Origin of the sequence: Corynebacterium jeikeium (assembly GCA_003955985.1) — a bacterium.
GTDB lineage: Bacteria > Actinomycetota > Actinomycetes > Mycobacteriales > Mycobacteriaceae > Corynebacterium > Corynebacterium jeikeium_D.
Map to the genome: position 1 here is coordinate 1,539,033 of CP033784.1, position 12,097 is coordinate 1,551,129.

Here is a 12,097-nt window from a genome sequence, read left to right on the forward strand (position 1 = left end):
AAAACCTTTACGACGAATATGCCGAGTTGATGTGAACGTAGTCGTGGGAAAGGTCAGTCGTACGAATCGTGGCCTCTTCCGGATTACCAGTACCGAGGTCAACCTCCACGGCAATGTCCTTGCCGGAGAGATCCACTTCACGAGCATCAGGCGTGCCACCGGTATCGCGACAGACTACATGACCGTTGAAGGAAACAGTGATGTGCTCCGGATCCATATCCACCGGTGCAGTGCCGACAGCCGCCAGCACACGACCCCAGTTCGGGTCCGAACCGAACATCGCACACTTGAAGAGGTTGTCGCGGCCGATGATTCGAGCAGCTACCAGAGCATCTTCAGCACCACCGGTGCCACGCACGGTCACGGACACACGCTTGGTCACGCCTTCGGCGTCCGACTGCATCTGGCGCGCGATGGAATCACACACACTGAGCACTGCCTGGTCGAGCTCCTCCTGCGAGGGCTTCACACCAGAGGCACCGTTGGCCAAAATGATGACGGTGTCATTGGTGGATGTGGAGCCATCAATATCTAGGCGGTTAAACGTAACCTCGCTCGCCTTGGCAATAGCCTCGTGCGCCATTTCTGCGCTTACCGACGCATCCGTCGTAATCACACCGAGCATCGTGGCCATCGACGGGCTAATCATGCCAACACCCTTGCCCATAGCGCCGACAGTGAATCCGTCACCATGCGCAACGGCCTGCTTTGCCACCAAGTCAGTGGTCAAGATGGCTTCTGCTGCAGCCGTACCTGCGGCGGCATCGGCGCCCAGTTTCTCAATCAGCTTCGGCACACCCGCCAGCACAATGTCCATCGGCAACCGGTCACCAATCAAGCCGGTGGAACAGGCGCCAATCTCGGTAACGTCGACGCCGAGCCCATCTGCGACCTTTTGGCAGACTTCGAGGGCGTCGGCAATACCCGGCTGACCATTGCAGGCGTTGGCATTGCCGGAGTTCAGCACCACTGCCGACAGCTTGCCGTCAGCGATGTGCTTCTTGGATACCGCCACCGGCGCAGCCTGGACACGGTTGGTGGTAAAGACAGCCGCCGCGGTCTTCTCCGGCCCCTGGTTTACGATGAGCGCCATGTCCGGGTTTCCGCTGACCTTGATGCCTGCAATGACACCGCTGGCCGCGAACCCCTGAGGTGCACATACGCCGCCTTCGTCACCGGCGACGTTGACGAGACCTTCTTTTTCTTCCTTCATCATGGGGCAACTCCTACCAGTGGAAGTCCTGCAGTTTCATCCTGTCCAGTAACCAAATTCATGCACTGAACTGCGGCACCACCGGTGCCCTTTGTCAGATTGTCAATCGCCGAGGTCAGCACCAGGCGCTTGGCGCGTTCATCTACCTCGACCTGAATCTGAACCAAGTTAGAGCCAATTACCGACTGTGTCTGCGGCAGCAGCCCTTCGGCCAACACCTGCACAAACGGCTCATCCTTGTAGAACTCGAGGTAGGCTTCCCGTGCGGCTGCCTCCGTAACCCCGTCGACAAGCGGGGCGGTAATAGTGGTGAGAATGCCGCGCGACGTCGGGGCGAGTACGGGCGTGAAGCTGACGGTGAGATCCTCTGCGTACGGCTTGAGGTTCTGCAGGAACTCTGCGGTGTGGCGGTGCCTGCCCGCAGTGTTGTAGGCGCGGAGATTGCCCATAACCTCGGACCCGAGCAGGGGCACAGCCGCCTTCTTGCCCGCACCGGAGGTACCGGTGATGGAAACAACGGACAGGTCCGGCTTAACCAGGTTCTTTGCAACTGCCGGCAGCGCCGTAATTGTCCCCCCAGTGGGGAAACAACCCGGCACAGCAATGCGCTTCGAAGCAGCCACTACTTCCCTGTTGCCCGGCAGCTCTGGAATACCGTAAGTCCAGGTACCGGCGTACTCCGAGCCGTAGTAGTGCTCCCACTCAGCGGCATCCTGCAGGCGGAAATCCGCGCCGCAGTCAATAATCACCGTGTCATCCCCCAACTGCTCTGCAATCGCAGCCGAATGACCGTGGGGCAGCCCGAGGAACACCACGTCATGTCCAGCGAGTGTGTCACCATTAGTCGGCTCAATACGACGGTCAGCCAAAGGTGCCACATGAGGCATAATGTCGCCCACACGAGCACCCGCGTTGGATGCTCCCGTCAGTGCGCCGATGGTTAGCTCGCCGGAAAGGTACGCCGGGTGCGACAGCAGGATGCGGAGGATCTCTCCTCCTGCGTAACCGGTCGCACCGGCAATGGCAACGGAAATACTCATGTCAAACATTCAACACTTTTATTCACTGCGTTGCAAGATATTCATAGAATTCGTTGCCAAAGTGCTGGAATCCTACCAATGTGACGTGAGTGATTTATGAATATAACGCCGTCGTCGGTACATACACTTCGCTCAACCAGCACACCGGACTACTCAACGCCGGGCTACTCAACGCCGGACTATTCAACTACGACGCTTGACTCCTGGCTCATCACACCATCTGCCCACTGCGCCACCGATGACGTCGTGGTGTAGAGATAGTAACCCGACTCCTCCGGTGCGACGCTGCCATCAAAAGCCACCGCACCCGAGAACACCGCGGCCAGCTGGCCGTCGATAAAGAGTGGTCCGCCCGAATCGCCCACCTGCAACGCCGCGGGTCGCTCCATGTGCGCCAACACTGAGTCTTCCCGCACGCACTGCTGATACTTCACCGGGCACATCGACGCGGTGACGGTCGCCATCGGCAGCGCGCCATCCGCAACATCGCCGAGCAGCGATCGCCCATAGACCGTGCCTGCCGTTTCTTGCTCCGAAAACGCTTGACGACGTTCCATTGCGGGATACTCCCGAAGAGCTGCATCGCCCGCAAGGTGAATAAGCACTACGTCACCGCTGGGCGCAATCTCCCAGCGATCAATCGGTACACGCCGGGCATCCGGGCCGGAACCGACCTCGACTTCCCCAACCTGCTGCGGGACATCACGCACGCAGTGAGCTGCGGTCATTACCCACTGCGGGGCGATTGCAGTTCCCGTGCAAAAGTTTCCGGTATGGGGACTGGTCCGGACCATGACCGACACCACGGAGTCCGCCGCCGCACTGGGCGCAGCAGCCTCCCCACCAACCAGCGCAGCCGCACTCGGCGCGCCGGTGAGCAATAGACCTGCCGTGACAGCAGCTGCAGCCACAGTCGCCGCAGGCTTCGCACTGCTCACAGCGCGCGCTCCGACGCGCTGCTCTCGTGCCTCTGCGCTATTCAGCCTGTTGTCGCGGTGCCGCAAGATGCCAATCATGGGTATCTCTCCCTGGGGCCTCCCCTTTTAGCCGCGCAGCTGAGCGCCGTGACGGGTAGTGGCCAACTCAATGGCCGCCTCGCGAGCTGCGGAAGCTTCCTCTTCCTTCAGCGTACGGTCCGGTGCGCGGAAACGCAGGGAGTACGCCAGTGAGCGAACGCCTTCGCCCATCTGCTCGGAACGGTAAACATCGAAGACACGGATGGATTCGAGGAGCTCACCGGCACCTTCCACCAGAGTCTTCTCCACCTCTGCGGCAGAGACCTCATCGCTGACAACAAGCGCGACGTCCTGGTGGACGGCCGGGAACGGGCTGAGTACCGGCGCCGGCAGGTGCTCCGTCACTGGCAGTGCATCGAGATTGATCTCCATAGCGCAGGTGCGCTCCGGCAGACCAGCATCCTTGCACACCTTCGGGTGCAGCTCACCGGCGTGGCCGACGACCTCGCCGTCGACAAGCAGCTCAGCGCAGCGGCCCGGGTGCCACGGCAGCACCTCAGCGTTACGGATCTCCAGCTCGACGTTGGCAGCGCGGGCAACAATGCGCGCGGCTTCGATGGCGTCGGCGACGGTGTACGCGGCCTCGTCACCCCACGGGCTATCCAGGCGGATACGACCGCAGGCGACAGTGGCGACGTGCAGCGGCTGCTCCGGCAGCGACTCCAGCAGCTCGGCGCGCTCGGCCTCGCTCGGCAGACCCGCGGTAGACGGCATCGGCGAGACACCGTTACCGCGCTCGATGGATACCTGCTCCACACCGTAGAGCGACAGGTCGACCTGGCCGCGAGCAACATTGCGCTTCAGCGATTCAAGCATGGACGGCAGCAGAGTCGTGCCCAGCTGAGCGTGGTCGGACTCCAACGGGTTGATGACCTTGACGGTGTTACGACGCGGGTCATCAGCGTCCAGGCCCCAGACGTCGAAGACATCGTTGGCAATGAACGGTGTCGGCAGAATCTCCAGGTAGCCATTGTGAGCCAGCGCGTGGCCGACGAAGCGGCGACGCAGCTGACGCTCGGTCAGACCGCGACCGGCCGGGGCGATTGGGAGGATAACCGGAATGTCTTCCAGGCCCTCCAGACGTAGGATCTCCTCAACCAGGTCAGCGGACATGGTCAGGTCCGAGCGCCAGGTTGGCGGAGTGACAGCCAGGCGGTCACCGTTGTCGACGACCTCGCAACCGACCTCGCGCAGGCGTCCAATGACGGTCTCACGCGGGTAATCAACGCCCGCAACTTCGCTGGCGCGGTTGACAGCAAAGTCAATAGTCGGCATGGTGGCAACCTCACCGAGCAGGGTGCGACCAGTGTCGATAGTGCCGCCGGCGATGTCAGCGAGCAGCTGGCAGGCCAGATCCAGAGCCGGCTCGACCAGAGCGGTGTCCACGCCGCGCTCGAAACGTCGTGAAGCCTCGGAGCTCAGCTTGTGGCGGCGACCACTGCGGAAGACATGCAGCGGCGACCAGTTGGCGGCCTCGAAGACCACATCGGTGGTGTCGTCGGCGATCTCGGAGGTGAGACCACCCATGATGCCGGCCAGCGACTGAATACCATTGTCGTCGCAGATGACAACGTCTGCCGGGTCGAGCTTGCGGTCCACGTGGTCGAGGGTGGTCAGAGTCTCGCCGGCCTTAGCGTTGCGGATGTGCAGGCCACCAGCGATCTTGGAACCGTCGAAAGCGTGCATCGGCTGACCGAGCAGTAGCATCACATAGTTGGTGACGTCCGTGGCCACGTTGACCGGACGCTGACCAGCCAGCAGCAGGCGGCGACGCATCCACCACGGGGTCTCGGCGTTCGGGTCGATGCCGGTGACTCGGCGCAGACCAAAGCGGCGGGTGTCGGTGTCCTCGTCGATAGTGACGTTCAGGACCTCACCTTCGACCGGCAGCTCGTTGACCTTGGCTGGATCGGCGAAGTCGAGGTTGAAGGCGGAGCAGATCTCGCGGCCCAGACCGCGGGCCGACAGCGCGTAACCGCGGTCCGGGGTGATGTTGACCTCGAACTTCTCGTCATCGAGACCGATGAATTCCTTGGCGCACGAACCCAGCTCAGCTGGGGCCGACGGCAGCGTCAGAATACCGGCGGAGGAATCGGTCATACCCAGCTCAGCTTCGGAGCAGAGCATGCCGTTGGAAATCTTGCCGTAAGTCTTCCGTGCGGAAATCTCGAACCCACCCGGCAGCACGCAGCCCGGCAGCGCGACGATAACAATGGAGCCCTCTTCGAAGTTGCGGGCACCACAGATGATCTCCTGCAGCTCGCCGGTGCCATTGGCATCACCGACATTGACCTGACAGAAGCGAATTGGCTTCTTAAAGCCCTCGAGCTCCTCAATGTGGTCGACGCGACCGAAAACCAGCGGCCCCTCGACCTTCTCCAGCGGCTCGTGCCCCTCGGTTTCAAAACCAACGCGGACAAAGCCCTCATCCAACTCGTCCGGGGTAACGGACCAGTCCGGGTTGATGGTGTTCTCTGGGCCGCGAACGATTTCAGTGACCCACGACTGTGGAATGAACATGTAAGTAAAACTCCTATCTGTAGGTCAGTGAATTAGCCGCGGATACCGAACGGCTGCGTGAAGCGGACGTCGCCTTCGACCATGTCGCGCATGTCGGTCAGGCCATTGCGGAACTGCAGGGTGCGCTCCAGGCCCATGCCGAACGCGAAGCCCGAGTACACCTCCGGGTCAATACCGGAAGCACGCAGCACGTTCGGGTTGACCATGCCGCAGCCACCCCACTCGATCCAGCCTGCGCCGCCCTTCTTATTCGGGAACCAGACGTCAACCTCAGCGGACGGTTCAGTGAACGGGAAGTAGTTGGTGCGCATGCGGGTCTTGGTCTCCGGACCGAACAGCGCCTTTGCCATGTGATCCAGCGTGCCGCGCAGGTGCCCCATGGTCAGGCCCTTGTCCACAGCGAGCCCCTCGACCTGGTGGAAGACCGGGGTGTGGGTGGCATCGAGCTCATCGGTACGGAAGGTACGCCCCGGGCAGATAACGTAAATTGGCAGGTCACGCGACTGCAGAGTACGAACCTGAACTGGAGAGGTGTGCGTACGCAGCACCTGCTTGGATCCTTCCGGCGCAATGTGGAAAGTATCCTGCAGGGTACGAGCCGGGTGATCCGGCAGGAAGTTCAGCGCGTCAAAGTTGAAGTACTCGGCTTCGACCTCCGGGCCCTCGGCAACTTCCCACCCCATGCCCACGAAGATGTCACCGATCTGCTCGGACAGGATAGTAATTGGGTGCATACCGCCACGCTGGCCTCGCGTGGTGTCCACCGACACGTCGATGCGCTCCGCGACCAGACGGCGCGCGTTTTCCTCTTCCTCCAGCACCGCAAGACGCTCTGCATAGTGCTTCTCGACGGCTCCGCGAACAACATTCACGCGACGACCAGCATCCTTGCGCTCAGCCTTCGGAATAGAGCCCAGCGCGCGGCGAGCCTGCGGAATGTAACCTTCATCCCCCAAGTGCTCACGACGGGCGGCAGAAAGCTCATCCAGGTTGCCGGCAGCGTCAAAGGCATCCGTGGCCTTCTGCGCAGCCGCCTGGAGGGCGTCCTCGGAAAGATCGATAGGATTTGGCGAATCGCTCACGTGTCAACCACTTCTATATAGGACTATCAGTTCTTGTGATGGAACAATCATAGTCGAGGATAACTGCACGCGTGCACGCACCTCACCATCGAGGTTTCCTACTTACCCCGAACCGTCTCCCACAGGCACATAGCCGCTGCGGTGGCGAGGTTCAACGACTCCGCCTCGCCCTTAATCGGGATGGCCACACTCGCCCCCGCCGAGGCCGTAATCTCCTCCGACAGGCCATGTGCTTCGTTGCCAAAAAGCCAGGCGACGGGACCGTCGGGAAGCGCATCAACGCCGAGCGTGAGAGCGCCATCCATCGCCGTGGCGAGGGTGGTAAAGCCCGCTTCCCTGACTTTCTCCATAACGACATCAATATCGCGCTCGCGTGCGACAGGGGTATGAAAAACAGAACCTGCCGACGAACGCACGGCCTTAGAATTCAACGGGTCAACCGAATCGCCAGCAAGGATAACCGCACCAGCTCCGAGAGCATCAGTCATACGCACAATCGTGCCGACATTACCCGGGTCATTGCACTCCACCGGAATCACCAGACAGCCGGACTGCTTTCCAACCTCAATGGCCTCTTCCAACGAAATGGACACCGCACCTGTGTCGCAGACAGCGAAGAGTCCGGTGGTGGTGACAGTTTCACTTAAAGAGCGGGCGGCGGCGGCGTCGATAAGCGAAACAGACTTACGCTGCGTCCCCGATTCGAGATACCCCGTGAGCAGCTCGCGGAACTGCTCGGCGGCGGCAGCGGTGACGAAAATTTCTACGACAGCCTCTGCGCGGATAGCCGCATCGACGGAATTGAAGCCCTCGACGAGGAAGCGCCCGGACTTCTTCCGCTTGGCCGCACGGTGGAGCTGAATAGCCGCCGAGACGCGTGGAGTGCGGGGAGTAAACGGCTCGTCGTTGAAGTACAGCGCAGAGTTCATAGTGATTAATCCTAGTGATGCGGCTCGGGATTCATAACCGCCAGCAAGCCAGTGCGGATACGAAAAACCACCGCCGAGGTTATTCGTTAACCCAATCGACGGTGGTTTTTCAAAGATGTTGGCAGGCGCACTGCCAGTAAGCAGGCGCTTGCCGACGCTACGTACGAGTTACCTCGTAGCTGCTTTACTTAGCAGCAGGAGCGTTGACGTCCTCCGGCAGAGCGTCCTTAGCGACCTTGACCAGAGCAGCGAATGCCTGCGGGTCGTTGACAGCCATCTCAGCCAGGTTCTTACGGTCAACCTCAACGCCAGCCAGGTTCAGGCCCTGGACGAAGCGGTTGTAGGTGATGTCGTTAGCGCGGGCAGCAGCGTTGATGCGCTGAATCCACAGACGACGGAACTGACCCTTACGGTGGCGGCGATCGCGGAACTCGTAGGTCTTGGAGTGGAGCATCTGCTCCTTGGCCTTGCGGTACAGGCGGGAGCGCTGACCACGGTAGCCCTTTGCGGAATCGAGAACTTCGCGACGCTTCTTCTTAGCGTTAACAGACCGCTTCACACGTGCCACGGTGATACTTCCTTTTCGTTGTCTTTAAGAACTAGTGAAATTAAGAGGGCGATTGCCCCTGGGACGAGGCTTGAAAAATTAAGCCTTGCCCAGCAGACGCTTGACGCGCTTGACGTCCGACTTAGCAACGTCCGTGGTGCCCTTCAGGCGACGGGTACGAGTGGACGGCTTGCCCTCCAGGAGGTGGCGGCGGTTAGCCTGCTCGCGGCGCAGCTTGCCGGAACCGGTAACCTTGATGCGCTTTGCGGTGCCCTTGTGGGTCTTCTGCTTCATGTTAAAACTCTCCCCTACCGATCTTTGACGCTCGTGGCGCAAAAATCTCGTTTACAACCATTTCTGGTCAGGTCGGTTACTTCTTACCCTTATTCCGAACCGGCCCCAGGACCATAGTCATGTTGCGACCGTCCTGCTTCGGGCGAGACTCGACAATGCCGTACTCTTCGACATCGGCGGCCAGACGCTCCAACAGGCGGAATCCCAGTTCTGGACGAGACTGTTCACGGCCACGGAACATAATCGTGACCTTGACCTTCGAACCCTTCTCCAAGAAACGAACAACGTTGTTCTTCTTGGTTTCGTAGTCGTGGTCATCAATCTTCGGACGGAACTTCTGCTCCTTGACCACAGTCTGCTGCTGGTTCTTTCGAGCCTCGCGTGCCTTCTGGGCTTGTTCGTACTTGAACTTGCCGTAGTCCATAATCTTGGCGACCGGCGGCTTTGCTCGCGGAGCAACCTCAACCAGGTCAAGGTCTGCTTCGTAAGCGAGCTTGAGTGCGTCACCGGTGCGGACAACGCCCACCTGCTCACCATTCGGTCCTACAAGGCGGACTTCCGGTACTCGAATATCCTCGTTAATACGAGCTTCAGCGCTGATGTGGCCTCCTAGGTTGAACCTGAACAATCTTCGTTTCAAACCGCGATAGCAAGCGGGAAAGGAAGAAAAGCCACGCGTCTACAGCGGATTACTACACACTGTATAAGGACGCCTTCCAATCGTGCGATGTGACATCACCGATTAGGGTGGACCCCGGCGCTACCGTAATTCTTTGGCGCACCTAGGGTGGGACTTAAATCCTCTTCGCTGCCGAATGCAACTAAATGCTCCCCGAAGGCAGCAAGCATCGCATTCTGGCGGTCGTAGACGAGATGTTAACACAGCTGTTCTCGCATACCAAAACCGGCTCTCACTCCGGGTTATTCACCATCGGCACCCGACGCGATACCAAGCGTCAAAAAAATTGCAATCCGAATTGTAATCAGATTGGTAGATTCTCTCCATAGTTTTTAGGCCAAACACGATTAAAGTCGTCACCATGAATACTGGCTCCAACGGCTTTGGCCCTAAAGCCGAGAACACCAATCCTAATCAGCACTCCGCCCGATACGACAAGCCTCCGACCGGCGATTTTGTCCTGACCGGCGACTCCGTCTCAGAGCTTTCCCATGCTCTGGCAGATTTGGAGGCCAGCTCGCTTCGACTGGCTCAGCTCACCCGTACCTGGCAGGTGCGCCTTTCGCAGGCAAGCGGGCAAGCGCCGACTGCACCGAGCGCGCCTCAAACTACGGGAACGGAGTTTGCGTCGGTACCTAAAGCGGTACCTAAATCGGCGCCTGAGCGGACACCTCAAGCGCCGCCCCATGTTGCACCCCAAGGGGCACCTCAACACAATCCGCAGCCACCGCCAACACAAGCGGACTGGCGGAATCAACCAGCTCCCCTGCCACAGAGCGGCGCAACTGCGCAGCCGATGTTCGGCTTCCCCTCTGCCCACCAGTGGCGGCGGGATTCGAAGTCGCCGCAGTCTTCTCCCTTGCCGCAGTCTTCCCCCTCGCCACAGTCTTCCCCAACCGGCTCGGCCCCGCCGCCGAAGCTGCCGGAGGCACCGCGTGAACCTCGCGAGCCCCGCGAACCCTGGTGGCGCAACGAGAAGGCGATCATCAAGATTATTGCCATCTTCGGTGGTCTCATTACCGCTGCCGGTATCGCGTTCTTCGTCGCGGTTGCAATCCAATCCGGTCTGATTGGACCGGCCGGTCGTGTGGTTCTGGCTTACTTGTTGGCCACCGTGCTCGCGGTCGCGGCTGTGCGAGCGCACCGTCGTCAAGCACCACTTGCTGGCGTAACGGCATTGATTGCGACGTCGCTAGCCGCTGCGCACCTGACAACGATGTCGATGTCCTACCTCCTCGACTGGATTCCGGTGGCGGCGACGCTGGTCATCATGCTGCCTTTCGCCGCCGTCGGCCTATACGGCGCGCGGTGGACAAAGTCGAGTGCAACCGCCGCGTGGGCCATCACAATCAACACCGGATTAATGCTGTGGGCGACGATCGGCCTCGACTTCCACGCCCGCCCGCTGAGCTCCTCGCTCGCGCAAATCACCCTTCAACTGATGGTCATCGCCGCTATCGTCTGCCTCCTGAACGTCCCCTTCCGGAAGTACGTAGTCGCATTCCTGCTCGGCGCAAACGTTCTCATCGGCGTAATCACGACCAACAATGCACTGGTGATGCCCGCAATCGCCGCACTCACCATTGCCCTTTTCGTGTTTGCCCAGTTCGGCCCGCTGGCGATGGCTCGCCAACTCACTCCCGAGCTTGACGACGAGCCTTCGGAAACCAGCACCTGGGAAGACGATCTGGTCACCATCACGTCAGTAGTTGCCTTCTCGACTCCGGTTGTAGCTGCAGTCCCAATGGTCAACGCCACACAGTCCGCCTCCAGCCTCTGGCTGCTGTTCTACGGCGGATTCGTGCTGTTCATCGCAATTGCTGCAGTATTCCTTTGGAACCGTGCCATCTTCCGCTATCTCGCCCCAATGGCCTTGGCCACGGCAATTCTGCCCTGGCTAGCGCTCGCGGTGGCAGGCCCGGAAAGGAGCTCAGGAGCCGATACTGGAACCCACACTTGGGGTCTCATCCCAATCTCCATCGGTGCCGCGCTCTTTGTCTGGGCGCTGGCCACAGCACCGAAGCACGGCGCGATTGGCGCACGACTACAGGCTCCTGAACCAACCCAGGATGCCGTGGCACCATATACAAAGATTGCGGCACTGACCTGGCTGCTCGGCGCAACGGTAGTACACCTCTACATCCTGCCCGCAGCGTTGAATGCCGGTGCCGCAGCTGATTACTCGGCAACGTGGGCAGAAACGCTTTCGCTGTTGTTCCTGCTGTGCGCCGATGTCGGCCTGGCCGTGACGGCAGCGAGGTCGCAGCTACCGCCAGCTTTTGCACTGATTGGCCTGGCTGCACTGGGTATGCCATTTATCGTGCTGCTCACGACTATTGGCGTGAGCTTCAACGCCGCACACATGTTGCTGAGTATTTTCTGGGCCACGATTGCCGGCATGCTGGTGCTATCGAAGAGGTTCCACCACATTCCGGCGCGACTGGCAGCGGGTTTGACGATTGCGGCGCTGTCTATCGTCAAGCTGATCTTCTACGACATGGCAACGCTCGATGGCGTTATCCGCGCCTTGGCGTTCCTCGGCTGTGGTCTGATTCTGCTGGCCATGGCGGTCTCCGGGGCGAAGCAGAAGAGTGCCGAGGAGCCGGCGGCACCGGAGCGTGACGGCACCGCCAGCGATACTGACGCTGCCGGCGCTGCTGCCGACGCTGCCGGTGCGAGCGGCGCAGCAGATGCCGACCCCGCTGCTGACAGAATGGAAGGCATCACCCGCACCGACGGTCCTGGAATTTCCGACGGAAACGAGCCGACTACCTAAG

General features: G+C 60.4%; 10 protein-coding genes. 1 reads left to right on the forward strand and 9 read right to left on the reverse strand.

What is annotated here, in order from left to right; translation table 11 throughout:
- Positions 1-7: 7 nt before the first annotated feature.
- The 9 genes from argJ to EGX79_06850 all read right to left on the reverse strand — a co-directional run bounded on the left by argJ (position 8) and on the right by EGX79_06850 (position 9,281).
- A complete protein-coding gene (gene argJ, locus EGX79_06810; protein ID AYX81913.1) occupies positions 8-1,216 on the reverse strand; it encodes a bifunctional glutamate N-acetyltransferase/amino-acid acetyltransferase ArgJ in 1,209 nt (402 codons plus the stop codon).
- Positions 1,213-2,262 (reverse strand): N-acetyl-gamma-glutamyl-phosphate reductase, encoded by a 1,050-nt coding sequence (locus EGX79_06815; protein AYX81914.1) that lies wholly within the window; start codon positions 2,260-2,262, stop codon positions 1,213-1,215. Before EGX79_06815 ends, argJ begins: the two co-directional genes overlap by 4 nt.
- Before the next feature lie 170 nt (positions 2,263-2,432).
- Positions 2,433-3,269, reverse strand: coding sequence for a trypsin (locus EGX79_06820; GenBank protein ID AYX81915.1), 837 nt, complete (start codon positions 3,267-3,269; stop codon positions 2,433-2,435).
- A 27-nt stretch (positions 3,270-3,296) separates the two neighbouring features.
- Positions 3,297-5,789 carry a phenylalanine--tRNA ligase subunit beta gene (locus EGX79_06825; GenBank protein AYX81916.1) on the reverse strand — a complete coding sequence of 831 codons (2,493 nt, stop codon included), beginning with the start codon at positions 5,787-5,789 and terminating at the stop codon, positions 3,297-3,299.
- Between the two features lie 32 nt (positions 5,790-5,821).
- Positions 5,822-6,871, reverse strand: coding sequence for a phenylalanine--tRNA ligase subunit alpha (locus EGX79_06830; protein ID AYX81917.1), 1,050 nt, complete (start codon positions 6,869-6,871; stop codon positions 5,822-5,824).
- Between the two features lie 98 nt (positions 6,872-6,969).
- Entirely contained in the window at positions 6,970-7,800 is an 831-nt protein-coding gene (locus tag EGX79_06835; protein ID AYX81918.1) for an RNA methyltransferase, read from the reverse strand.
- Positions 7,801-7,984: 184 nt separating this feature from the next.
- Positions 7,985-8,368, reverse strand: coding sequence for a 50S ribosomal protein L20 (locus tag EGX79_06840; protein ID AYX81919.1), 384 nt, complete (start codon positions 8,366-8,368; stop codon positions 7,985-7,987).
- Positions 8,369-8,446: 78 nt separating this feature from the next.
- Complete coding sequence (locus tag EGX79_06845; GenBank protein ID AYX81920.1) at positions 8,447-8,641, reverse strand: 50S ribosomal protein L35; 195 nt, start codon at positions 8,639-8,641, stop codon at positions 8,447-8,449.
- Positions 8,642-8,717: 76 nt separating this feature from the next.
- On the reverse strand, positions 8,718-9,281 hold the full coding sequence (locus EGX79_06850) for a translation initiation factor IF-3 (protein ID AYX81921.1): 564 nt from the start codon (positions 9,279-9,281) through the stop codon (positions 8,718-8,720).
- A gap of 400 nt (positions 9,282-9,681) precedes the next feature.
- Between EGX79_06850 and EGX79_06855 the strand changes: the two genes are divergently transcribed.
- Positions 9,682-12,096 (forward strand): hypothetical protein, encoded by a 2,415-nt coding sequence (locus EGX79_06855; protein AYX81922.1) that lies wholly within the window; start codon positions 9,682-9,684, stop codon positions 12,094-12,096.
- The last annotated feature ends 1 nt before the right edge of the window (position 12,097 follow it).